Origin of the sequence: Mesorhizobium sp. M1163 (assembly GCF_040318415.1) — a bacterium.
Classification (GTDB): Bacteria; Pseudomonadota; Alphaproteobacteria; order Rhizobiales; family Rhizobiaceae; genus Mesorhizobium.
This window is the reverse complement of record NZ_JAMYMF010000007.1, coordinates 161,275-183,321: the sequence shown is the minus strand read 5'-3', so window position 1 is coordinate 183,321 and position 22,047 is coordinate 161,275. Positions and strand designations below refer to the sequence as shown.

The window sequence follows — 22,047 nt, the reverse complement described above, 5'->3', positions numbered from 1 at the left end:
GCGTCTCGCACTGGGCGAAGTATTGCGCTGCTAAGCTCTGCGATAAGTGACAGGCACACCGCCAACTCACCCCAGCCAATACCTCGGCCCCGGCCCCTTGCGCCCTGCCATATCGGCAGGGTTTGCAAGGCTACACCGGTCGATCGACAGGCAGCCGCAACCGATGCACTCGGTAAGCCCCGACCTCAGGCGCTGCAACTCGGCGATGCGCTGGTCGATGCGCTTGGTCCACTGGCCCGACAACCGCGACCAATCCCGACGCGACGGCACGCGATCGGCTGGCAACTTGGCGAGTTCGGCGCCGATCTCCTCGAGCGTCAGCCCAATTCGCTGCGCGAAGACGATGAAGGCGATCCGGCGCAGCACGGATCGCGGGTAGCGTCTGTGTCCCGAGCCGGCCCGCTCGGACGCGATCAGCCCGCGCTCCTCGTAGAAACGCAGGGCCGATGAGGCGACGCCGCTGCGCCGTGACACGTCGGTGATGGTCAGCATGGAATCCATGCATGAACGAAAGCACGATTCCCGCTTGACTTCAAGTTAACTTGAACTTGTAGCAAGGGCCATAAAGCTTGAAGGAGCACCGGCAATGCAGTCGAATATTGATCTTCAGGGACTTCGCGTGGCGGTTACGGGCGGCACCTCCGGGCTCGGAATGGCGCTTGTGCGGCAGCTGACCGCGGAGGGTGCGTGCGTGGCCTTCGTCGCTCGCACCGCCGCGAATGTCGAACGCATCGCTGACGAGACGGGCGCGCACGGCATTGTCGGCGACGTCGGCAAAAAAGACGACATCTACCCGATCGCGTTGCAGGTCACCGCGAGCCTCGGCGGGCTCGACGTTCTGATCAACAATGCGTCGAGCCTCGGGCCCGTTCCACTGGCGCTGCTCGCCGATACCGAGTACGAGGAGCTGGAAAAAGCGCTCGCGGTCAACCTCGTCGGGGCGTTCCGGCTGACGAAAGCCCTGTTCGGTGCACTTGCCGCGTCCGCGCGCGAGGACCGTGGCGCGCTGGTGATCAACATCTCCAGCGACGCGGCGGTGAACGCTTATCCCGGCTGGGGCGCGTATGGTGCGAGCAAGGCCGCTCTTGCTCACCTGACGGCGATTTGGGACGAGGAGGCGAAGGCCGACGGCATCCGGCACCTCGCGCTCGACCCCGGCGACATGGACACCCCGCTGCACGCGCTGGCGCTTCCTGACGCCGATCCGTCGACATTGAAGTCTCCCGAGCTCGCTGCTGCCGAGATCATCGAAAAGATGCTCGATGCGTTGCCGGTCCGCGCTGAGCTTCTCGCCGGGGCATGCGCATGATTGTCGCCGACCGTCCCGATCGGCGCTCCGCCAGGCTGTTGGTCGTCGAGGCTAACGGCACGATGCGCGACCTGCCGCGAGCTGGACTTGCGACACTGTTCGATCCCGGCGACCTGGTCGTCGCCAATGACGCCGCGACCTTGCCTGCCAGCTTGCACGGCACGCATGTCCCAAGCGGTGAGGCCATCGAGATCCGCCTGGCGGGCTGGCTGTCACTTCCCGATCCAACGCGCTTCGTAGCGATTGCCTTCGGCGCGGGCGATCACCGCATGCGCACGGAAGACCGGCTGCCTCCACGTCCGCTGTCACCAGGCGATCGCCTCGGGCTCGGCTCGCTTGACGCCGTCGTCGAGCGCCTTCTCGACCATCCACGCCTTCTGGAGTTGCACTTCCCAGGCAATCGCGCAGCGGTGCTTGCAGGACTGGCGCAGCACGGCCGGCCGATCCAATACGCGCATGTTCCCGAGCCGTTGGCACTGTGGGATGTTTGGACGAAGATTGCCGCCGGGCCGGTCGCGTTCGAGGCGCCATCGGCAGGCTTCGCGCTCGACTGGCGCACGCTCCAAGCCTGGCGTCGGCATGACGTTGGCTTTGCAACACTCACGCATGCTGCGGGCGTCTCTTCTACCGGCGATCCCGCGCTCGACTCGCGCCTTCCCTTCGACGAGCCATACCGCATCCCTGGGCGCACCGCGGCGCAGGTCGCGCGGGCGAAGCTGCGCGGCAGCCGCATTATCGCAATCGGCACGAGCGTAGTGCGCGCACTTGAGGCAGCCGCCAATCCCGGCGGCAATGTGCGTGCCGGAAATGGCATTGCGACAGGGCGCATCGCGCGGGGCACGCGGCTTCGCGTGGTCGATGCGATTCTCACAGGCGTCCACCAGCCCGGCGAAAGCCACTTCGAGCTCCTGCGCGCCTTTGCCGACGATGCTCTGCTCGCCAAGGCCTCCGCAGCCTTCACCGCGTATCGATACCGCGCGCATGAATTCGGCGATTCCATGCTGCTCAATCGCCAACCGCTGCTTCTCTCGCGCGAACGGAACCGTGCCGAGGTGCTCGAGACGAAGCCTCTACTCGAGGCGTGGCTATGAGTGACGGCAGGTTCGGTGGCATTCCGGCCGCACCGCGAACGTCAGCTTCGGAGAAGCGCCGGAAAGGTCGGCAATTGGCGCTCCTTGCTCATTCCACAGCCGGCAGAGTTGACTGCGAGTGACGCAGGCAGCGATCATAATGATCGCCACCAAATCAGCGGTTGTTCTCCGTTAGCGCTGTTTCAACGCGAACCTCTCAAACATGGACGCGATCCGGTCTTTGGCGCATTAAGGACGCGGACGTCCTACACGACGGGGAAGCCGGTACTATCCTTTCCACATCGTCGAGCGGAGAAGGGCCTGCATGTGCTCTGCCAGGTCGAGCTCACCGCGCGCCTCGATCTTCAAAAGATATCGTGCCTTGGCCCGGCGATCACCTTCCCTGACCGCAGGATAGGCGCATACAGCCAGCAGCGCCCTTTCCTCAGCCCGGCTGGCTCTGTCGTGGTCGCCGTTACTGCCGTCCATTTCGTGGATCGCCTTGCCGAACGCCGCGTACATTGCCTTGTGCGCCTTGATCAGCGCCCGCAGATCGCTGGACGGTTCCCGGTCCCGGCGGCGTCGCGGCTCTGTGGCGAGAGCTGTTGCCGCAACCGTCGAGGCGATAACGGCGCTGCCGGCGTTGAGAAGCAAGGCGCGGCGATTGATCCTGGACATGGTGAACTCTCCTCTTCACTTCATGGCAGGCTGCCAGATCGGTGTCGTAACACCGGCCGGCCGCGCTCTCACGCTAGCACGACTGTCAGCGCATTCATGTCAGGATGAATGGTACCGTTGGACGCGTTGCAGGTGGGGCATGGCTAGGGCGACCGCGGCGATCGCATCTCGCGAGGCGTTTCGATCGATTATTTCCCCTCGCCATCGCCACCAACGAACGGATCGCCGTTCTGGCCGTGGTCCGTGGTCCGTGGTCATGGTGATTGCTCCGACTTCGCTTCGATCATGGGGCGCCGCTCACGCGGCGCCCTCGGCGGTGATGGCTTTCATCACCGTTCGGCCGCCCATCGTCCGGCCTCGTTAAGATGGCGCTGCCAAGCGCCTTGCGTGTGCGAAATCCTCGGGTTCATGCCGATGGAAATGCTGTTCAGCGCTGCCCCGCATCTATGGGGCCGCACGCCGGAGGAAGCGCGCGACAGCATGGAACTCGCACAACAGGTCGTGCCTCTGCCGCACGGCACCAAGCGCGATCTGCTGGCCCTGGTCAAGAAAATGGTCGCCCTGGAGCGTGCTGCGGACGGAGCGGCGGCGGAACCGCAAAAGGGAGAAGAAGGACGTCTTTAGGCGCCTCGCGCTGCGATGAGTGGCGCCGGGCGGGAGCATCACCGCGAGGCATTCATAGGGGCACGCCTTAAGCATCGACCGTCTTAAGCTCCGAGAGCCGCACAAGGCCGTTCTGGCTGCGGAATGTCACTGTCGCATCCGTACTTTGCGCCTGGGCGATCCGGGTGAGGTGATCGATGATTCAAAATAAGCGCGTTTCCGCTGAATCGGCGGCGGAAATTGGTCGAAGGTATCGCCCGGGTCCTAGAATCCAAAAACTTGGAGGACGCAGAATGCCTTCTGGCGCAGCACCGCCAAGACAATTCTCGTTCAACTCCGGCAGGCACAAGCTGAGCGGCCGACATGCGGGCGCTTCTCTGACTTTCAGTCCTCCTCGCGGGCCGCAGCTTAATAGTGGCGGCAAAAGGAACAAAGTGCGGTGTCGCTGGTTGAGATTTGTTGAGACCAGAGCGGAGGCTTTCCCCGCTGCTCTGTCTGACGTCTCATCCAGCGCAAGGATTCGCCGTGGGCATTCTCGAGAGCCTGAAGAAAGCTACCGAGCAGGCGACGGGTATCGCGCGACCGAAAAAGCAAGAACTCGCCGAATTTGTGAAGGCGAAGAAGCCACTCGAATTTCGGTTCAAGGATAACGGCCTCGTGCCGAACCACCCGTTCTGGCCGTTTGTCGTCTATCGTGGCGCCGTAAGGTCGGTGGAACAATTTGATTCCGCAGCCGTGCTGGAAGAGCTTTTCGAGGCCAATGGCTGGAGTAGCGGCTGGCGGGACGGCATCTACCACTACGTCCATTACCATTCCCGCAAAAATGAAGTGCTTGGGGTTGCGCGCGGAACCGGCAAGGTTCGGTTCGGGGGCAACAGGGGCCGTACATTGTCCTTGAAGGCCGGCGACATGGCACTTCTTCCGGTGGGCACCGGTCACCCATGTCTCTCCGAGTCTGCTGGTTTCCTGGTGGTCGGCGCTTATCCCGCATCCGACGCATATGACGAATGCACGACAGCCCAGGAACATGAGCGGGCATTACGAACGATTCCCAAGTTGGCCGTCCACGGAAGGATCCGGTCTATGGGAGCAAAGCGCCGCTGGTGTCAGTGTGGAAAAAATGAAGCTTGAAGATGAAGTCCGCCACGTTTCCGAAGACTTGGACGACGATGTACTGAGTGACGCTGTGCGGGCGCTGCATCGTCGGGTGAAGATCGTTCATGATTTCGATATCCCCTACATTGCTGGCTACAGCAAAGATGGCAGGACGATTTATATCGATCGCCATATGCCTCGCACTATGGATTGGAAATCGGCCAAGGTCCGGCTTGCCCCATTTCTGCTAACGCACGAGATCGTTGAAAAGGCGCTCCTAGACGAACTCGGGCTTCATTATCTGCACGCGCATCAAATCGCCCTTCGAGCCGAGCGCGATGCCGTGAAGGCGGCGGGTGTTGGGTGGTCCGCTTACCAGGCCGTCAACAAAAAGAACGAAAAACCGATCTCCGAAGAGAAGCTCAAGAAGATCCCCAAGGATCTTGACCTGACGCCCTACCGCGACATGAGTGACTTTTCAACGCTCGAGCGTCTCCTGAAGGCGCAACGATAGTCGGACAAGCCAATGGTCCTCGCTTGCCAGTTCTATGACCGCCGCCTCGCTGCAGAGCCGACGATGCTCTTTGTTAGGTTCGTGCCCGGCCGAGAGTAGGGCTTTCACTCGCAGATGCTAAGGAGGCAGTTAGGTTTCCCTATTCCTGGCCGCTTCGAGAAACGCCCCGCGGACCACTTCGCGTTTCACCTGATCGATCAAGGCATGCATGGCAGGGCTGCATTGCGCTGAGCCATTTGGGGCCACGCTGCTTGGTCCTGTGCAACAGTTGCTCGGCGGCCCGCTCGACGTTGTTGCCCTATGAATGGAGCAGTGGTCCTGCGGCCACGGCTGTTTTAAAGTCGAACGCGACGGGCACACCGTGAATAATGGATGCTGCCGCCACTAACTCCTCCAGTTCGCGGTCGGTAGCCTTGCATGCCGGCATGAGCGTTCGGATGGCACGGATTGCCTGTGCGATGGAGAGGAAGCGGGCCTTGCCTCTAGAGAGCACATAGGCTTCGGCGGCTCTTTCAACCGTGACGGTGTGAAAAGTGTTGATCATGTGAGTTCCTCCCTGAAACCCAAACCAACACGATTTATGGCACCAATTCGGCAGCCTGCAAGGGTTTGTCAGATTCCGAACAGTTAGGCGGAGGCAGGCCGAAGTGACTTTGCTCCTCCTCGCCGTAAGCACCGTGTGTGAGTTTTATCATTCCAACGCGATCGACAATCGTGATTTCTCCGCGCTTGGCGTGAACGAGCCCCCGATATTCAAGCATTTGGAGGGCGGTGGTAACGCCAGGGCGCCGGGCACCAAGCATGGTCGCCAGAAATTCATGCGTCAGGTAGATATTGTTTCCATCGGCGCGGTCTTGGACCATCAGTAGCCAGCGGGCCAACCGCTCCTCGATTTTCGAATGGCCGTTGACCAGCGCGGTCCGGGACGACTGGATGAGGAACGCGTGGGCATAGCGAAGCAGCGACTCGCGAAGGGATTGGCTGTCTACAATCGCAGAGCGAAGGATTTCAACCGGAAGGATCCAGCCATTACCTTGCGACCTGGATATAGGTTTCATTGGGAGACCTGTCTTGACCGAGAATAACGGCAACGCCTGTCATCCCGTCGCGGCCGACGATGCCGGCTTCACTTTGGCGCCCACCGCTCATGGTGGCGACCACCGACACGATGCCCATCTCTGGAAAATACACACGCTCGATCGGCTGATATGCGACCTCCAACTGGTCTTTGATGTCGAGTTCGACGCGATGCAGTGACGGCTGTAAACGCGCGAAATCCTCTGGGGAGAGCGCTCTCAATACATGGTTGCGAAGAACGGATTGGGGCATGGCTCGCTCCCTGACGGGCAAGAGCACGTACCCTCTTACGGTCGGCTGCATCCGAAAGCTTTGGCGGCCGATGCGGAAGCATAGGCTTCAAATGCGCAAGCAAAGAATCCGTGCCTGGCGAAAGGCTGGGGAAGGTCAGCTTCCCTCAGTGGAGGCCCGTCGGTGATGGGCGCTTCTTATGACGCCGGTCACGAATATCTGGCCGGGAGCCGTCGGTCTGCTTCGGATCAGCGGCTGGCCAAAGCCGACATAGCTTGTCGGAAGCTCCCGAGCAAATGCCGGCTTCCTGATTTCTACGCCCGGAAGCGAATCGTCACAAATCCGCCATCTCAGGCATCACTTTGCAGACGGCCGGTTCGCCTTTTCGACGGCATCGGGTGCATGGAGCACCCGACGCCCCCACCCCTACCTCTGAAAATACCCCAACCCGTTCTCATTGAGATAGTCCACCGTCATCACCCGCGCGTGAATGCCGCCGGGGGAACCGGCGAACTTCACCGATGAGAGCGAGCCGATCGGCGCGTTCTCGCCGCGCGGGGCGAGGGCGTAGGTGTCGCCGTCCCAGTGTTCGAGCGTGAACTGCATGGGCTTGGGACCGAGTTCGAGCATCAGCTTTTCGCCATCGGCCCGCACGGTGGCGGTGTCGAAATAATTGCTCGTATATTGGCCCTCGTAGAAGGATGGACTGCGCGCCTTGGCGGGGTTCGTCGGCTTGTCCTTGCCGGCGAGGTCGCCCACCGGCTTGTAGTAGCCCATGAACCGCGGCTTGATGTAGGGATACCAGTCGCGGGTGACCTGGCCATATTGCACGATGTCCATGAAGCTGGCGGCGACCGCCTCGGCGGCGCCGACGGGGGAGCCGTTGGTGAGCACGACGATGCCGAGATCGGCCGAGGGCAAGATCTGGAAGGTGGTGCCGGCGCCGAGCAGGAAGGCGCCGGAATGGCCCATAGTGGTGCGCCCATTGGCGTTCACCCCCACATTGAAGCCATAGCCATAGGAGCTGGCCCGCGTATCGGGGGTCTCGCCGCGGTAGGTCACGATCTGTGGTGTGATGGCGGGCTGCAGGATCTTCGGGTCGATCACGGGCTGGCCGTTATAGGTGCCGTCGGCAAGTAGCAGGATCATCCACTTGGCAAGATCCTGGACGCTGGAGGAGACGCCGCCCGCCGGCGCCTGCTGGTCGGGGTCGCGGTCATAGAGCGGCTCGAAGACATTGTCGGCCACGCGGGCATGCAGCAGGGCGCGGTTCTTGCCGGCGGCAATGAAGTCCTCGTGCCGATAGCTGCTCGAGCGCATGCCGAGCGGATCGAACAACAGGCTCTTGGCCAGCGGCTCCCAAGGCTGTTTCTCGGCGTGGGCCACTGCCTCGGCGCCGATCGTCGTGCCGAAATTGGCGTAGTGATAGGAGATGCGGAAGGGATCGAGCGGCACCATCCACAGGCCGCCGACGATCTGCTTGCGCTGGAAGCCGAGATCCTCGAGCTCGTCGCCCGCCGCCATCGGCAGGCCCGAGCGATGGGCGAAGAAATCGCCGATGGTGGCATTGCCCGAGACATAGTCGAGATTGAGGCGGAAGCCGTCCCAGACCTTGCCGACCGGGGTATCCCAGTCGAAGCTGTGGTCCTTCGTCATGGCGATGGCGGCCACCGTGGCCGAGATCGATTTCGACACCGAGGCGACCTGGAAAATGGTAGTGCTGCTGACCCTAGAGGTGTCGTCCCGGTTGTCGCGAAGGCCATAGCCTTCGTCAAAGATCATTTTGCCGCCATGCACCACCGCCACGGCGAACCCAGGAACGTTGGATGCTTCCTTGACTTTCGTGACAATGTCCGGCAGCGCGGCCACGGCCTTCTCGACACCGCCGGGATACAGCTGCATGGCATCCTGCGGCGGCGATGGCCCAAGCTCCGGCATGTAGGACTGCGCGGCTGCCATGGCGGGCAGCATGGTAACGAGGGAAAGTACCAGGAGAGCAGCGACCATCTTCATTGCATGTCCTCAAACTTGCACCGGCCAGATGATCGGACCATACGCGGCAAGATGAAAGATGGTTACGGTTATTTTCTACTGATTTGTTTAACTCCAAAGATCAGGCAGAGACAGCGGCGGCGTGTCATGTGATTTCGGACTGGTGAAGTATCCGGGGGTCCGATGGCCGAGGGGCCGGGACGCTTCGTCTTCACCGATCTTGCCTGCGGCACGGGGGCCGGAGAACCATCCGCTGCGCGGGATGGGCTGGACCCTGCCAGGCGCTGTCGAAAGTATTGGCCGAACGCCTTATTTCCTCGGCCTTGCCGAAGAGAGACCGAGCGGGACAGGCAGAAACAGGGCCCGAAGAGAGCTGATAATAAACACCTTGCTTGGCGCCCGCGCTGACTAGCTCGCGACTTTAATCCCCGCCGAGGCGGCTTCCTTGACTTCCTGGATCTCTTCACCAACTATCATGATATGAATGCCGCCGTTAAAATCCGTCACGACTTTCTTTTCCGGGTTTGCCCCATCGCGGGATCGTAACCCCCGGCTCGGCTGGCATGCGCCCCCGAGCCGAGGGGCAACATATCGACATGGAAGTCCGCAGGCCGCCGATCGGCTCGGCTCGGCTGTGAGCAGGACATTCTTGAATTGGCCGCTCGCATCATCTTTCGCGGCGGCGTCCCAACTCAGACGAGTATTCAAATGAAAGACAAGAAGACCCGGCGTAAGCCGAACATCCGCATCTCGCAGTCCGACCACGCGCGTCTGTCGGCGCTTGCGGGCGCCGTCGCCGCACGAAATCCGGAGGCTTCCGATGAACTGCTCGCCGAACTGGAACGGGCTCGTATCGTCGCCGATGGTTGGATCCCCACAGGCACCGTCCAGATGGGCTCGACAGTGACGTTCAAGCCCGACACCGGCGACGCGAAAACGGTCACGCTGGTTTTTCCTGGCGATGCGGATATCACCGAAGGCAAGGTTTCAATCCTCACGCCGATCGGCACGGCCCTGATCGGCCTCTCGGCCGGACAGTCGATCATGTGGACTGCGCGAGACGGGCGGCGGCACGAACTCTCGGTGATAGCCGTGAACCAACCGGCTCCGGAAGGCGCAACCGCCAGCGCCCGCCAGCGCCTTCGACTATCGAGGCGAGCGTCTAGACATGGGCTTTTCCGTGCGTCTCCTCAATCACGCGGGCAGCCTGATCGCGGGAGTCTGACCCCTGTGCCGGCCTATTATGGTCCGGCACAGGGGGAAGTTTTCCCACCCGATCAATTGTTTAACGCCGGATTCCGTCCCGGGACCGGCTGGAGACGCGCCAAGCCCGTTACCGTCAACTGACCACGAAGGCCACACGCGCGGGAAGCCAAGCACTACATCAATTGCCCGCTGGACTACGACACGAAGATGCGACTGCAAAAGGCCGCCTTCGAACAACGACATCAAGATGACGGTGATCATAAAGGCAGCCATCGACGATCGGTATCCTTATTGGGATCTACGCCGAACCGTTCGTCGGTTGCCAAGCTTCGACTTCGAATTCGTCGCCCTGTCCGCGACTGGAAAAGGCAAGAAGGGAGAGGACGTGGCTAAGAATATGGACGCTTATAAAAACAAAATGGAATAGGGCCACGCCTCAAGCATCGACCTTCTTGAGCTCCGAGAGCCGCACAAGGCCGTTCTGGCTGCGGAATGTCAATGTAGCATCCGTACTTTGCGCCTGGGCGATCCCCGAAATAACGTGATCGCCGGTGTCGTAGATCGTACGCTGCCTGGCATCCTCGATGACCAGTCGCCGCGAGTCGGGATATATCGCGTAGCGCAAATGGTTCTGCGATCCGGTCGATGAGGGTGTGCCGAGACCGCCCGGCCAACTTTCACGTACCTGCTGCTGTGATCTATAGCTCACTTCGGCCGGTTCATTATGGGCAGCCTCGGGATTCTCCCGCAGATGAGCTACTAGTTCCGTGGCCACCGCGTTCAGCTTCGCCCTCAGCGCATCGTTGAACATGTCGCCGACCATTGTCATGCCTGATGACCACTGCGACATGCCGCCGAATTCGGCATGGCTGAACTGCGCCATTGAACCGCCGCCCGAGCGCAGGGCACGCAGCACGGTTTCTACCGCGTCCCTTGACAACCCGTGCCGCGCCGCCAGCCGCGCGATCAATGCCGTTTCTTTGAGATCAGCCACCGTACTGCCTCCCTCCTTTCGCCATTTAACACTGCGATAAGGACATCGTTCCACATGCCCTAAGCTCCGAGCACGCCAAGGGCAAGAGCGGATGACGAGCATTGCCAAATCCCCGCCATGCCGCCCATACAACGGCTCGAACAATCGTGCCCATAACGAGTGGCTGCTTTCCGCGCCTCACCTCATTTTGCCAAGGATACTGTCCGATGTCTGTGACGCCCTACCTTTTGGTCAAAGCCGTGACGGATCGCTCCACCGCCACTCGATCGATGTCCCTCGCAAGCCTGGGATGGACGGATTTTTTCGGAGATCAAGTTGGTCCGCATGAGGTAAACCTCGTCCCAACGCGTATTGCCACGGTGCACCGTGACCGCCTGATCGGCATATCTCAAACAGGGCAAATGGATCTGACACTGCCGACGCAAACGAACACCGGCGACTACGCCGTTGGCGACTGGGTCCTTGTCGATCCCCATGCCCACCTGCTGCACCGCCGCCTGACCCGCAAGACAGTGCTGGAACGCCGCACTCAGGGCACCAAGATGCCGCAGCTTGCCGCAGCCAACGTCGACACCTTGTTTATCGTCAGCTCATGCAATGCTGATTTCAACCCCGCTCGGCTCGAGCGCTATCTGGCGCTAGCGAACGAGGCCGGAACAACTCCGGTGATCCTGCTGACCAAGGCCGATACGGTGGCTGACGCCCGGGAGTACGAAAAGCAATCTGCCGCTCTGCAGCGGGGGCTGATTGTAGTGACGTTGAACCCCCGCACGGCTGATGCGGCAATCGCCTTAGCCGCCTGGTGCGGCGCAGGACAAACAGTTGCACTGGTCGGTTCCTCCGGCGTGGGCAAATCGACGCTGGTGAACACGCTGGCCGGATCAGCGCAGCAATTGCCTCAACAGACCGGAGACATTCGCGAACAAGATGCCAAAGGACGCCACACCACCACCTCGCGATCTCTGCACCCCATTGCAGGTGGCGGGTGGGTGATCGATACGCCAGGAATGCGAACGCTGCAGGTTAGCGATGTGGCTTACGGCATCGACACACTGTTCGCCGAAATTACCGAGCTTGCCCCGCTTTGCAGGTTCCGCGACTGCACCCATGCTCATGAACCGGGCTGTGCGGTACAAGGAGCTTTGGCCGCTGGTACGCTGGATCCTGAGCGTCTTGCTCGCTGGCGCAAACTCTCCGACGAAAATCGAAACAACACGCCAGTTCAAACCGGGCCTCGCGGCAGCAATTTCACCAGCAATCGCGGCAAAAGGCGTTGAACGACAACGTTTGAGCTCAGGCACTATCCTCAAAGACACCTTATCGAGCCGTGCAATGCCGGATGTCGACATCTAACCGGTGCCCTGAGGATCGCGCACCTGGGCGGTCAATCCGTTCTCTCAACGTTCCACAACTTGGCCAAAATCGCAGCTTCGGGCCAATTAGGTCTCGTACGTGCCCTGGCCAGTGTCGCTGCACACCAAGGCCACAGTGTTTTTGTCATTGACGCCGACGAGCGCAAGGATGTCGACCGCTGGTCCATGCTGCTCGACCGCTTCGGCAACAAACCGGACAATCTGGAGATCGTGGCGGTCACGACGCCCACCGACATCCTCGCGCTCGCCCGGCAACAGGATAAGTTTCCAGTGGATTGCCGACGAAACCCCCCGCTCCGTGAGTTCCAGTGGCATGTTGTGATTGCCACACGTAGGCGAGGATGATGCAACAGAGGATATGCAGATCATGACGACGACACCGAAATCGCCGACAAGATTGCCGCGGAGCAGAGCCTGAGCAAGGCGCAGGCCAAAACAATCGTGGAAAGCGTGTTTAAGGAGATCTCGGACGCCGCCCGATCGGGGGCGGAAACCAGCATACCGGGCTTCGGCAAGTTCAAGGTCAAGGACACGCCGGCGCGTGAGGGCGCAACCCGTCGACCGGCGCCACGATCAAAATCGCCGCCTCGAGAAAGCTCACCTTCGCGCCGGCGAAGGCGGTGAAGGATGCGTTAGACCGCTGACCGCTCTGGCGGCTCGTTTCCGGTGGGCCGAGATCGTCGAAAAATTGAAGGCCCCGTTTCGGGAATTGGCGGCAAGCCGATGTTGTCAACACCGGCGCCTCGGGGCGCAATCGGCCAATATTAGCATGAACCGACGTGGGGAGTTTAGCCGTCGGTGGGCGCACCGAACTTTGGCTTTCATTCATCCAAGTAGTTGTGGAGATGAATTTCCACATGACTTGTTGCCGCCATTAGCGGAATGTCAGCTTCTGGTGTTCGAACTTAGTTATAGAGACACCTGGGCAAGCGCGAGCATCGTCGTGACATGACCCAAAGGCGACAAGACGACCAAAAAGGTGGGAAGCGCAGCGAAACCCCTCTATATCGACAGCCATGGATGCATCGAGCGACCACCCGCAGAACGACGAGCTTCTCTCGGACATCCAGCGCCTGTCCTTCGACTATTTTCTCAAAGAAGCCAACCCGGCGAATGGCCTGATCGCCGACCGCAACACCTCGGGGTCACCGGCCAGCATCGCAGCCGTCGGGCTCGCCCTGTCGGCCTATCCCGTCGGTGTCGAGCGCGGTTTCATGACGCGCGCCGCCGCCGCTGAACGGACGCTCGCCACGCTTCGCTTCTTCTGGAACGCGCCGCAAGGGCCCGAAGCCGACGCAACGGGCCACAAGGGCTTCTACTACCATTTCCTCGACATGGCGTCCGGCCGCCGCGTCTGGAAGTGTGAGCTGTCCACGGTCGATACGGCGCTTCTGCTTGCCGGTGCGCTGGCCGCCGGCGCCTATTTTGGCGAGGACGATGAATCCGAACTGGAAATCCGGCGGCTTGCCGATGCGCTCTACCGGCGCGCCGACTGGCGATGGGCGCAGAACGGCGGCGCTACCGTCACCCATGGCTGGCGGCCTGGAAAAGGCTTCCTGCGCTATCGCTGGCAAGGCTACGACGAAGCGGTGATCCTTTATGTGTTGGGTCTCGGCTCGCCAACGCATCCGTTGCCGCTCGAGAGCTATGCGGCCTGGCTATCCACCTACAAGTGGAAAAAGATCTATGGCCGGGAATTGGTTTACGCCGGTCCACTTTTCATCCACCAGCTCTCGCATATCTGGATCGATTTTCGCGGCATCCGCGATGCTTCCATGCGCAACCACGACTGCGACTATTTCGAGAACAGCCGAGAGTCAACCTACCTGCAACGCGACTACGCCATTCGCAATCCGAAGGGCTTCAGCGGTTATGGCGAGAATTGCTGGGGCATCACCGCCAGCGACGGCCCAAGCCCGACAAAACGCCAAATCACGGTCGGTGGCCGCCGCTTCTTCGGCTATCTGGCGCGCGGTGCGCCATTCGGCCCTGATGATGGGACGTTGTCGCCGTGGGCAGCGATTACCTCATTGCCCTTTGCGCCAGAGATCGTTCTGCCGGCACTGCGCTATTTCCACGAGATCGACCTGCAAGAGGGCAACCCTTACGGCTTCACCGCAAGCTTCAATCCGACAATAGCAGCCGCCGACGGCCGGCCATGCGGTTGGGTATCGCCGGACCATGTCGGCATCAATCAGGGGCCGATCACTCTAATGATAGAGAACTACCGCTCGGGCTTCCTGTGGCGCCTGATGCGCCGCGTGCCGGCCATCATCGCGGGACTGCACCGAGCCGGTTTTTCGGGCGGTTGGCTATAAGAAGTCGAGATGACAAAGCTCCCCGACTGATACCGGGACTCTTGACTGCTAGCGCATGCCGCATTTGCTGCGAATGTCGGCTTAGAGGCGCATTGTACTCGGCAGCATTGGTGAAGGTTTTCCGATGCGGGTCGCGGCGCGAGGGTGCATGCGGGGCCGGCGTCGGCCCCGCGTTGGACAACCTTCACCCACTCGGACGTAGGGAACCTAATCTGCAGATCTCGATAGCTGACGTTGAAACTGGTCTCCCACCAGAGCGTTCCGAAAATGTAGCGGATAGGGAAAGCACGTATGTTCGATGGATTCGAACTGGAACGGATCAAGCTTCCCGAGGCCACGCTCCGGTTCCGAATTGGTGGCAAGGGGAGAGCCGCTACTGCTGTTGTGGTCATCCTCGCACACATGCAACCTGGCACCGAGTAGCGCCGATACTCGCCGAGCAATACACCGTTGTCTGCCCGGACCTGCCTGGCTTCGGCCAGTCCTCCAAGCCTGCCGACACACCGGATCACGCTGGGTCGTCGAGGCGAGGCAAGGCAAGAGATTGCGTTGCACTCATGCGCCAGCTCGGCTTCGGCCGCTTCGGCCTCGTCGGGCACGACAGAGGATCTTATACGGCCTTTCGAACCGCAATGGACCACCCGGACTCGGTCAGCCGCCTCGCGATCCTCGACGGCATTCCAATCGCGGACGCGTTGGCACGGTGCGACGCCCGCTTCGCGTCTGCTTGGTGGAATTGGACAGGCAACTTGTCTTGAGATTGAGCAACTGCAAGTTCTCTTCGGGCCTAGCTGATACATGTATAAATTGACCCAACGTCATGATAGGTGAAGACCGTATCGAGGTCGGAACTGAAAGAGTAATGCATGTCGAGCAGGTTCGTCCGGCCGGTGGTGGTGCAAATTGGCGGGCATGACCGTGAGCGCGTCATATTCGATGTGAATGACGCAGGCACGATCCTGCTGCGAATCCCTCATCAGACGGAGAAGCGAAAACTGGCCATGGATGCATGTCTTCAGGTTCTGCGTGGCGAAGCCCAGACGCCGGTAGCGAGACGAGCCTTCGTTGCAGCGGCGTTAGAAGCGAAAATTCTACGCAGCGACTGAGGTCCAAACGTAGCCTCGATCACAGTGGGAGCGGCGGATGGCCGGCGAGATCAAAAAGTTCTTTTTGGTTCAAAATGCGAGCACCGCCTGTGCAGATGCTTCGCGCGGCTGCGAAACCACGAACGTGCCGGCAGGCAACGGCCGAAGCAGCTCTTCTTCCAAGCAGGTCCCGTCGAACCGAGCCATCCGCTGATCGCGCCGCAGCACTGCCATCTGTCGGTCGTGGAAGGGCGCCACGTCGTCGTTCGCCTCGATCGTCAGAATGGCATAACCCTAAGGCCAGTCCCGTGTCGCCGGCGCCAGACTCCAGCGCGCTTTGCGATCGACGAGCGGAAGCTTCGCAATGCTCTCCCCGTTCAGGAACTGAAGATCGAAAGCAAAGAAGACAAGATCGTCCGTGCGGCCCTCGTCCATAGCGGCCTGCAGGCGGCTGAAGGAGGTGACGCCGTCTGCCCGAACGGCGCACAGTTCCCCGTCGACATATGCCTCTTTCACCGGGAGCGCGCGGAGGGCCGCTATCGTCGCGTGATAGCGATGCGACCAATCGAGGCCGGTGCGGAGCAAGCGGATGTCGCTGCCGTCGATCCGCGCGTGCATGCGGCATCCGTCGTACTTGATTTCCTGAAGCCAGTCGGGCCGTCGGGCGCTTCGTCGACCAGGCGCGTCAGCTGAGGCTCGATCCATTTCGGCGGATGCGTATTATTCGGCTTTGTGGGATTCACCGTCTTCCGCGCCAATTGAGATAAAGCGTCGTCATGCGGGCCAGACTGACGGTATAGAACGTCGGGAATGTTGCGACCTTTCTCGCGTAAATGGACAACGGCGCGTCGAGCGCTGATCTGGATTGATCGGGACAAAAGAGTCCGGGTTGGGATTCCGCGCGGCGCGGCTGCGTATCAAACGGCGTCCGCGCGGCAGCATCGCCCGGATGCCGCTGCAACTGCGCAAGCGGTGCTCCTGGCGTTAGGCGCGTCTATCCAGGTGCGCCGTCGATTGCGCCGGAACACCTTCGCTGTGCCTGCAATCAGGGAACTGATTGCATCCGTGAAACACCGTCCCGTTCCTGTTGCGCTTCTCGACCATTTGGCCCACCAGACAAACGGGGCATTGACGCAAGGCAGCGCCTTCGATCGTCGCGTAGCGCATCTCGTCCCCGGCTATCTCGCAAAGTTCCCGGATATAGCGGGACGGCTGGCGGCTGTTGGCGATGAGGTATACGCCCCGTTTGAACCAGCGGGACGCGCCATGAGCGGCCCCTTAGGGGCAAGGCATCGAATGACCGCAGTGGGGCCGGAAGCAGACGGTCAGGTTCTGGAACGAACTAGGCAGAGAGCTGCCAACCGCCATCGATCAATAAACTCGTTCCGGTAATCATCGCCGCGGGGTCGCTGGCTAAGAAAACGCCCGCCCCGATGATGTCCTCCAACTCACCGACACGTCCAAGCTTATCTTGCGCATCGTCGTCCATCGGTTGTTCGAGTGCATCACGGATCACGCCTGTTGCATCGGAACCAACCATGCTCTCGGCCAGTGTTGCATAGGTGATCGGCAGCCGGGTCTGTGCTTGCAGGAGCAGTTCCTCGCGCAGCCGTGTCTTGAGGGCATTGTCATCCGAAGGAGTGATTGGACCGCGGTCATCTACGTCGAGGCGGCTGGCAGATACCATTCGCCCGACCACATGACGCTGAACCCTGCCGGAAAGTATTCTGCCGAAATCGTGTTCAAGCCTGTCCATTATCATCATCGCCGAGCCCAAGGTGCCCTTCGCGATATCGCCAAGAACTCCCCTGGCGTTGAGACCTGCTGGCTGGCACCCAATCTGTCAATTTCGCTATGTGTGAGCTTCAGTCATCCTTGTCTGCAAGACAAACGAAATTTATTGCCGCTTTAGCACAATTATTTTGCATTAGAATTTCGATTGCGGCGCGTGACGCAGCCCTTCCCTTTTTGAATTCGATATGCACTTTTGGTTCGGTCAAGCGATCGCACCCCGGAGTGTCCTGGCTTGCAGCAAGCCGTGATTTCGGCCCCGAAAGCGGTAGCAGGAGATTTTACGATGATCACTGGTGCTCAATGCCGTGCCGCTCGCGCGCTGGTCGAATGGACCCGTGACAAGCTCTCCGGCAGTTCAGGCGTGGATGCGTTGGTCATCGAGGAATTCGAGCGTCGGATCAGCCTTCCCGACCAGGATGTTTGCGACACGTTGCAAACCGCGCTTGAAAACGCCGGCGCCGTTTTCATTGCCGAAAACGGCGGCGGTATCGGCGTTCGTCTGAAACTCAACCGCTCGGAAGTCAGGCGGATCGGCGTTCTGGAGAATGAGGGCGGCATCGTCGGGACAGACGCCGTTCCATAGACTCAAGGTTTTCGGGCTCGATGAATTCACGGCAACAGCCCGTGGCTCGACAATCAGAATTCGCATTGGCTGGACAATGCAAACATGGGAGGTGGCCGTCATGACGGTTATCTGGGACGCTCTAACTGAGGAGGAGCAAACGGCATTCAAGCGAATGAACCGCGGGCCTTACCCATCTCTATCAAAAGCCTTGGCCGAACGCCTTGTCTTCCTCGGATTGGCGGAAGAAAGACCGAGCGGAACCGGGATAAACAGGGCCGGAAGAGAGCTGGTGATAACTACTCTGCTTGGTGCTCGCCCTGACTAACTTAGGGTTGATGCCCGCCAAGGTGCACCGAGGTGGCTGGCTTGACTTCCCGGATTGCTTCACCAACTATGGTCTTATGAACGCCGCAGTCAAAATTCATCGCGATATTCTTTTCCGGGTTTGTCCCATAGCGGGAATGTAGCCCCCGGCTCAGTTGCCATATGCCCTGAGCCGAGGGGCGGTGCGTTAACCCACATGGGATGATCCGCAGGGCCGCGAGCCTCTGGGGCATCGGCGTTTTCAGCAAGTTTTTCCACGAATTGACTCAGTTCCGGCACCCTTGGTGGGCGGCTGGTCCGGGCAGAAGCACGAGTATTCAAATGCAAGACAACACGAAAACCCGGCGCAAGCCGAACATCCGCATCTCGCAGTCGGATCATGCGCGTCTATCGGCGCTTGCGAGCACTGTGGCTGTACGAAATCCGGAGGCTTCCGATGAACTGCTCGCCGAACTCGAGCGGGCGCGTATCGTCTCCGATGGTTCGGTCTCCGCTGACACCGTCCAGATGGGTTCGTCGGTGACGTTCAAGCCCGATACGGGCGACGCGAAAACAGTCACGCTGGTTTTTCCTGGCGATGCGGATATCTCCGCAGGCAAGGTTTCAATCCTCACGCCGATTGGCACGGCCCTGATCGGCCTCCCGGCTGGACAGTCGATCATGTGGACCGCCCGAGACGGGCGCCGGCACGAATTGTTGGTGCTTGCCGTGAACCAGCCCGCCCCGGAAGGCGATGGAGCCGATCGGCTCGCACCTGCGTCTCCGACGATTGCGGCGAGCGTCTAGATATGGGCGTCTCCGTCCGTCTCCTCAATCATGCAGGCAGCCTGATCGCAGGAGTCTGACCCCTGCGCCGGCCCATCTGGGTCCGGCACAGGGGCAATTTCTCACTCCCGATCAATTTCCTATGGCTGGATCCCCTTGCGTGGGCCGGCCGGAGACGCACCATGCTCAATATCGACAGCAGTCAACTGACGACCAAGGACTACACAATTCTTGAGGTGATGCGGGAGCGCCATCCTTCCCGCAGCGAAACCTTCTCGGGTATCCTTCAACGGAAGATTTCGAGCGCAGTTGTGGTGTTTCGGGAAGACATCCCAGCAACCGTCGTGACGCTCAGCAGCCGCGTCGCTTATCGGGTAAACGACCGCCCTGCCGAAATCCGCATCGTCGCACATGACGAGATGCGCGGTCTGGTTGGCATGCTTTTGCCGATCACCAATCCGCGCGGCCTTGCGCTGCTCGGTCTGGCCGAAGGTCAGTCCATGTCCATTCCGACTGCAGACGGCGGCCTTGAAACCCTGACGGTCCAAGAAGTGGTTTATCAGCCGGAAGCCGCAAGGCGCGAAAGATTGAAGCTGGCGGGGGGTGTAGAGTCGGGCTCGTCGCGACCGGACGGACCGGTTCTCCGCGTCGTCCATCGCTCGGAGGAACTGCAGGACAAAGCGGAGAACAAAGTCGTGGCGGCTTTCGACACCGGTTTCGACGACCCTGGTCCGTCGGCCGCCTGAGAGCTCGATTATTCCGAAGGCTGTGCAGGCGGGTAGACAAGCGTTCCGTCGTCCCGTGCCTTCACGCCGTCGGTGAGTTTCGCCGGCTCAACCTTGTCATGGCCCATCAGATGAAAAACGGACTCGCCGCGGCTGATCAGGTAGTCCGCGACAATCCTTCTGTGACAGCGCCACCAGAGCGTTTCCGAGCACATGATGGCGCTTCGCCGCTGCCTGCCGAGGGACAGAAGCCGATTCAGGCCGTCAAGAAACTCGGCCGACAGCGCGTAGTCGGCGTAATTGTGAAAACTCTGGTTGATCCAGAATGCGTTGAGCGCAGGTTGAATATCGTGCGCCTTGCCGCGCAGGCCGCCAAGCTCGGCAATGTATTCATATCCGATCCCGAACGCTGCCAGCTCTTCGGGAAGCACCTCGCTGTTGAACTGCGGGTTCGCCCGCGATCGTCTGACAGTCCTTATGTCGATCACCAGGGTGATCTCTGCGACCCGCAGCAGGGCGACAAATTCGGCGATCGACCGGGTCGAGTGACCGATGGTGTGGAATGGATAAGGCATGTACGATCAATCCATGGCAACGGATTTCTTTCCGGCTTCATGACCGATGATTTGGAACTGAAATAACGCTGTCATTTCACCACCTGCGTCAGACCACGTAACGCCTCCTGCACGTCGGCACGCGCGTCGCTTGCTTCCGGATAGACTGCATAGGCCGGATAGGTGAATTCCGGTGCGCCTTCCACGATCTCGAGCTGCCCCGCCTCGATATGAGGAGCTGCGGCCCCCCTGCGGAAATAGCCCATTCCGCCGGCGCGCAGGATATAGCTCAGCCCGAGCGGACCAAGGCCGACCATCAATCCTGGCTCGCCGAAAGCTGAGGAGCTGGCACCATGCTGGGCCGCAAACAGCGGCCCCCAATCAACATAGACATAGTCTTTGGAGCCGACTTGTTCCCCGTCTCTGTCCGTGGTCCGAACCAGGACGAGCTGCTCCTCGACGAGAAGCTCTACCCCTGAAACCCGGTAGCAGCTTCGGCGCATAGAGCACGGCAATGTCCAGAACGCCGGTCCTCAGCTGCTCGAGGAGCTGGTCCGGCACGCCGACTTGGGCTTGGATGGCGATTTCAGGCCTGGCGTTCTTCATCCAGACCAGCCAGTCGAGCAGCAGCGGGTTCCACAGACTGAGCTCCCCGCCCAAGGCAACGACGCTTGTCCGTCCCGATGGAATGGCGAGCTGGTGTCTTGCCCTTTCCCAGATTTGCACGAATGACTGGGCGAACCGCTCGAACTCCCGGCCCGCCGGTGTCAGCTGCGCGCCATTGCGGTTGCGGATAAAGAGCTGACGTCCGAGCTCTTCCTCAAGCGTGCGTATGCGCGCGCTCACCGTCGTCTGGGTGACGTGGAGCCGGTCGGCGGCTTTCAGAAAGCTTCCGGAATGGACGATTTCCAAAAACGTGCGAGCGCGATCAATATCCATTCTGGCTTCCCGTTCAGTGCAATAATTTTGCATCAATACAGCATTTAATTCCGTTTGCCTTCCTGTTTTACGCAGCGCAACGTCCAGAAGGTCGAGGTGGTTTCCGCCGCAAGAGTTGATAGAGCGCACAATGTCTGACCAGGAGGATATTCCCTTGGAAACGCGAGAGTACGCCTCGCCGCCGTGCTTCCTGCACGAACTTGTTCCAGGATATGGCACCGACTCGGTTGTGCAAGACGCTTGGACGGATGTCTGTCGATGGCGCAAGGCGGAGCGCAAGCGCCTGATCGACGAGCGTCTCGCGGTCGACGCCGCGGAACGCGCTGCGAGGTCTTCCCGCATCGGCTCCGCTCTCGACCTGGCTGTCGGCCGGGTGAGCGGCCGCATCGTCAGCGGCTACTGGCCCTTTCGAGGCGAGCCGGACCTTCGCAACTGGGCGATACGGGTGATCGAGCGCGGCGGGCGGATCGCGTTGCCGGTCGTCATCAAAAAGGGCTGGCCGCTGGAGTTTCGTATATGGGGACCGGGAGACCCGCTGGAACGCGGCATCTGGAATATTCTCGTCCCGTCACACGGGCCATCCGTCCAACCGGATGTGGTCATCGCGCCAGTTGTCGGTTTCGACCAGGCCAACTACCGCTTGGGTTACGGCGGCGGCTTCTTCGACCGGACCCTGGCCGCCGCGCCGAAGCGGCCTCTCGTCGTCGGCGTCGGCTACGCCGGCAGCAGGATCCAGACCATCTATCCGCAGCCGCACGACATTCCGATGGATGTGATCGTCACCGACGAATGAATGAAAGCAGGCGAGGCCCTGATCCCCTTGTGACGGCGGATTT

Annotated in this window: 28 protein-coding genes and 3 pseudogenes; 16 read left to right on the top strand and 15 right to left on the bottom strand. The window is 60.7% G+C overall.

Annotated elements, in window-relative coordinates; genetic code table 11:
- Nucleotides 1–66: 66 nt before the first annotated feature.
- Complete coding sequence (gene soxR / locus NKH43_RS09660; RefSeq protein WP_127862987.1) at nt 67–501, bottom strand: redox-sensitive transcriptional activator SoxR; 435 nt, start codon at nt 499–501, stop codon at nt 67–69.
- 85 nt (nt 502–586) lie between these two features.
- Here soxR and NKH43_RS09655 point away from each other — a divergent pair, with 85 nt between their 5' ends.
- Entirely contained in the window at nt 587–1,309 is a 723-nt protein-coding gene (locus tag NKH43_RS09655; RefSeq protein ID WP_352857791.1) for an SDR family NAD(P)-dependent oxidoreductase, read from the top strand.
- Nucleotides 1,306–2,400, top strand: coding sequence for an S-adenosylmethionine:tRNA ribosyltransferase-isomerase (locus NKH43_RS09650; RefSeq protein ID WP_352857789.1), 1,095 nt, complete (start codon nt 1,306–1,308; stop codon nt 2,398–2,400). Before NKH43_RS09655 ends, NKH43_RS09650 begins: the two co-directional genes overlap by 4 nt.
- A 267-nt stretch (nt 2,401–2,667) precedes the next feature.
- Here the strand turns inward: NKH43_RS09650 and NKH43_RS09645 are convergent, their stop codons facing one another.
- Nucleotides 2,668–3,057 carry a hypothetical protein gene (locus tag NKH43_RS09645; protein ID WP_352857787.1) on the bottom strand — a complete coding sequence of 130 codons (390 nt, stop codon included), beginning with the start codon at nt 3,055–3,057 and terminating at the stop codon, nt 2,668–2,670.
- A gap of 414 nt (nt 3,058–3,471) precedes the next feature.
- Here NKH43_RS09645 and NKH43_RS09640 point away from each other — a divergent pair, with 414 nt between their 5' ends.
- The 3 genes from NKH43_RS09640 to NKH43_RS09630 all read left to right on the top strand — a co-directional run bounded on the left by NKH43_RS09640 (nt 3,472) and on the right by NKH43_RS09630 (nt 5,269).
- Nucleotides 3,472–3,681, top strand: a complete 210-nt coding sequence (locus tag NKH43_RS09640; RefSeq protein ID WP_352857785.1) for a hypothetical protein — start codon at nt 3,472–3,474, stop codon at nt 3,679–3,681.
- Nucleotides 3,682–4,185: 504 nt separating this feature from the next.
- On the top strand, nt 4,186–4,791 hold the full coding sequence (locus NKH43_RS09635) for a cupin (RefSeq protein WP_352857783.1): 606 nt from the start codon (nt 4,186–4,188) through the stop codon (nt 4,789–4,791).
- Nucleotides 4,781–5,269, top strand: a complete 489-nt coding sequence (locus NKH43_RS09630) for a hypothetical protein (protein WP_352789525.1) — start codon at nt 4,781–4,783, stop codon at nt 5,267–5,269. Before NKH43_RS09635 ends, NKH43_RS09630 begins: the two co-directional genes overlap by 11 nt.
- A 298-nt stretch (nt 5,270–5,567) precedes the next feature.
- Here NKH43_RS09630 and NKH43_RS09625 read toward each other — a convergent pair whose 3' ends face one another.
- From NKH43_RS09625 to NKH43_RS09610, 4 genes are all read right to left on the bottom strand, one after another.
- The gene (locus tag NKH43_RS09625; protein ID WP_352857781.1) at nt 5,568–5,813 is read right to left on the bottom strand and encodes a hypothetical protein; all 246 of its coding nucleotides are present in this window, start codon (nt 5,811–5,813) and stop codon (nt 5,568–5,570) included.
- A gap of 34 nt (nt 5,814–5,847) precedes the next feature.
- Nucleotides 5,848–6,327, bottom strand: coding sequence for a Crp/Fnr family transcriptional regulator (locus NKH43_RS09620; RefSeq protein ID WP_352857779.1), 480 nt, complete (start codon nt 6,325–6,327; stop codon nt 5,848–5,850).
- Nucleotides 6,299–6,598 (bottom strand): cyclic nucleotide-binding domain-containing protein, encoded by a 300-nt coding sequence (locus NKH43_RS09615; RefSeq protein ID WP_352857777.1) that lies wholly within the window; start codon nt 6,596–6,598, stop codon nt 6,299–6,301. Before NKH43_RS09615 ends, NKH43_RS09620 begins: the two co-directional genes overlap by 29 nt.
- 405 nt (nt 6,599–7,003) lie before the next feature.
- Nucleotides 7,004–8,590: a serine hydrolase gene (locus NKH43_RS09610; RefSeq protein ID WP_352857775.1), complete on the bottom strand. Its 1,587-nt coding sequence runs from the start codon at nt 8,588–8,590 to the stop codon at nt 7,004–7,006.
- A 687-nt stretch (nt 8,591–9,277) separates the two neighbouring features.
- Between NKH43_RS09610 and rnk (NKH43_RS09605) the strand changes: the two genes are divergently transcribed.
- On the top strand, nt 9,278–9,916 hold the full coding sequence (gene rnk, locus NKH43_RS09605) for a nucleoside diphosphate kinase regulator (protein WP_352857773.1): 639 nt from the start codon (nt 9,278–9,280) through the stop codon (nt 9,914–9,916).
- 106 nt (nt 9,917–10,022) lie between these two features.
- Nucleotides 10,023–10,202, top strand: a complete 180-nt coding sequence (locus NKH43_RS09600) for a hypothetical protein (protein WP_352857836.1) — start codon at nt 10,023–10,025, stop codon at nt 10,200–10,202.
- Nucleotides 10,203–10,211: 9 nt separating this feature from the next.
- Here the strand turns inward: NKH43_RS09600 and NKH43_RS09595 are convergent, their stop codons facing one another.
- Entirely contained in the window at nt 10,212–10,769 is a 558-nt protein-coding gene (locus tag NKH43_RS09595) for a hypothetical protein (RefSeq protein WP_352857771.1), read from the bottom strand.
- Nucleotides 10,770–11,038: 269 nt separating this feature from the next.
- On the opposite strand from NKH43_RS09595, the gene rsgA reads away from it, so the two are divergent.
- Complete coding sequence (gene rsgA / locus NKH43_RS09590) at nt 11,039–12,046, top strand: ribosome small subunit-dependent GTPase A (protein WP_352857827.1); 1,008 nt, start codon at nt 11,039–11,041, stop codon at nt 12,044–12,046.
- Nucleotides 12,047–12,208: 162 nt separating this feature from the next.
- On the opposite strand, the gene NKH43_RS09585 is transcribed toward rsgA, so the two are convergent.
- A complete protein-coding gene (locus NKH43_RS09585; protein WP_352857769.1) occupies nt 12,209–12,457 on the bottom strand; it encodes a hypothetical protein in 249 nt (82 codons plus the stop codon).
- Nucleotides 12,458–12,509: 52 nt separating this feature from the next.
- Between NKH43_RS09585 and NKH43_RS09580 the strand changes: the two are divergent.
- The 4 genes and pseudogenes from NKH43_RS09580 (at nt 12,510) to NKH43_RS09565 (ending at nt 15,566) form a co-directional block, all read left to right on the top strand.
- Nucleotides 12,510–12,786, top strand: a pseudogene (locus tag NKH43_RS09580) (HU family DNA-binding protein).
- Between the two features lie 372 nt (nt 12,787–13,158).
- A complete protein-coding gene (locus NKH43_RS09575) occupies nt 13,159–14,460 on the top strand; it encodes a glucoamylase family protein (protein ID WP_352857767.1) in 1,302 nt (433 codons plus the stop codon).
- Nucleotides 14,385–15,218 carry an alpha/beta fold hydrolase gene (locus tag NKH43_RS09570; protein ID WP_352857765.1) on the top strand — a complete coding sequence of 278 codons (834 nt, stop codon included), beginning with the start codon at nt 14,385–14,387 and terminating at the stop codon, nt 15,216–15,218. Before NKH43_RS09575 ends, NKH43_RS09570 begins: the two co-directional genes overlap by 76 nt.
- 108 nt (nt 15,219–15,326) lie before the next feature.
- The gene (locus NKH43_RS09565; protein ID WP_352857763.1) at nt 15,327–15,566 is read left to right on the top strand and encodes a DUF982 domain-containing protein; all 240 of its coding nucleotides are present in this window, start codon (nt 15,327–15,329) and stop codon (nt 15,564–15,566) included.
- A gap of 69 nt (nt 15,567–15,635) precedes the next feature.
- Here the strand turns inward: NKH43_RS09565 and NKH43_RS09560 are convergent.
- From NKH43_RS09560 to NKH43_RS09545, 4 genes and pseudogenes are all read right to left on the bottom strand, one after another.
- Nucleotides 15,636–15,907: pseudogene (locus tag NKH43_RS09560) on the bottom strand (SOS response-associated peptidase family protein); the annotation flags it as partial.
- A gap of 31 nt (nt 15,908–15,938) precedes the next feature.
- Nucleotides 15,939–16,163, bottom strand: a pseudogene (locus tag NKH43_RS35295) (hypothetical protein); the annotation flags it as partial.
- Between the two features lie 366 nt (nt 16,164–16,529).
- Complete coding sequence (locus NKH43_RS09550; protein ID WP_352857761.1) at nt 16,530–16,712, bottom strand: topoisomerase DNA-binding C4 zinc finger domain-containing protein; 183 nt, start codon at nt 16,710–16,712, stop codon at nt 16,530–16,532.
- 175 nt (nt 16,713–16,887) lie between these two features.
- Nucleotides 16,888–17,301 carry an SDR family oxidoreductase gene (locus NKH43_RS09545; protein WP_352857759.1) on the bottom strand — a complete coding sequence of 138 codons (414 nt, stop codon included), beginning with the start codon at nt 17,299–17,301 and terminating at the stop codon, nt 16,888–16,890.
- Nucleotides 17,302–17,622: 321 nt separating this feature from the next.
- Here NKH43_RS09545 and NKH43_RS09540 point away from each other — a divergent pair, with 321 nt between their 5' ends.
- The 3 genes from NKH43_RS09540 to NKH43_RS09530 all read left to right on the top strand — a co-directional run bounded on the left by NKH43_RS09540 (nt 17,623) and on the right by NKH43_RS09530 (nt 19,739).
- Entirely contained in the window at nt 17,623–17,922 is a 300-nt protein-coding gene (locus tag NKH43_RS09540; protein WP_352642816.1) for an XRE family transcriptional regulator, read from the top strand.
- 507 nt (nt 17,923–18,429) lie between these two features.
- Complete coding sequence (rnk, locus tag NKH43_RS09535) at nt 18,430–19,014, top strand: nucleoside diphosphate kinase regulator (protein WP_352857757.1); 585 nt, start codon at nt 18,430–18,432, stop codon at nt 19,012–19,014.
- A gap of 161 nt (nt 19,015–19,175) precedes the next feature.
- Entirely contained in the window at nt 19,176–19,739 is a 564-nt protein-coding gene (locus NKH43_RS09530; RefSeq protein ID WP_352857755.1) for a GreA/GreB family elongation factor, read from the top strand.
- An 8-nt stretch (nt 19,740–19,747) separates the two neighbouring features.
- Here the strand turns inward: NKH43_RS09530 and NKH43_RS09525 are convergent, their stop codons facing one another.
- The 3 genes from NKH43_RS09525 to NKH43_RS09515 all read right to left on the bottom strand — a co-directional run bounded on the left by NKH43_RS09525 (nt 19,748) and on the right by NKH43_RS09515 (nt 21,340).
- A complete protein-coding gene (locus NKH43_RS09525) occupies nt 19,748–20,293 on the bottom strand; it encodes a DUF488 domain-containing protein (protein ID WP_352857753.1) in 546 nt (181 codons plus the stop codon).
- 71 nt (nt 20,294–20,364) lie between these two features.
- Nucleotides 20,365–20,589 carry a hypothetical protein gene (locus NKH43_RS09520; RefSeq protein ID WP_352857751.1) on the bottom strand — a complete coding sequence of 75 codons (225 nt, stop codon included), beginning with the start codon at nt 20,587–20,589 and terminating at the stop codon, nt 20,365–20,367.
- Between the two features lie 64 nt (nt 20,590–20,653).
- Nucleotides 20,654–21,340, bottom strand: a complete 687-nt coding sequence (locus NKH43_RS09515; RefSeq protein ID WP_352857749.1) for a LysR family transcriptional regulator — start codon at nt 21,338–21,340, stop codon at nt 20,654–20,656.
- Between the two features lies 1 nt (nt 21,341).
- Between NKH43_RS09515 and NKH43_RS09510 the strand changes: the two genes are divergently transcribed.
- Nucleotides 21,342–22,004 carry a 5-formyltetrahydrofolate cyclo-ligase gene (locus NKH43_RS09510; RefSeq protein WP_352857747.1) on the top strand — a complete coding sequence of 221 codons (663 nt, stop codon included), beginning with the start codon at nt 21,342–21,344 and terminating at the stop codon, nt 22,002–22,004.
- Nucleotides 22,005–22,047: the final 43 nt, after the last annotated feature.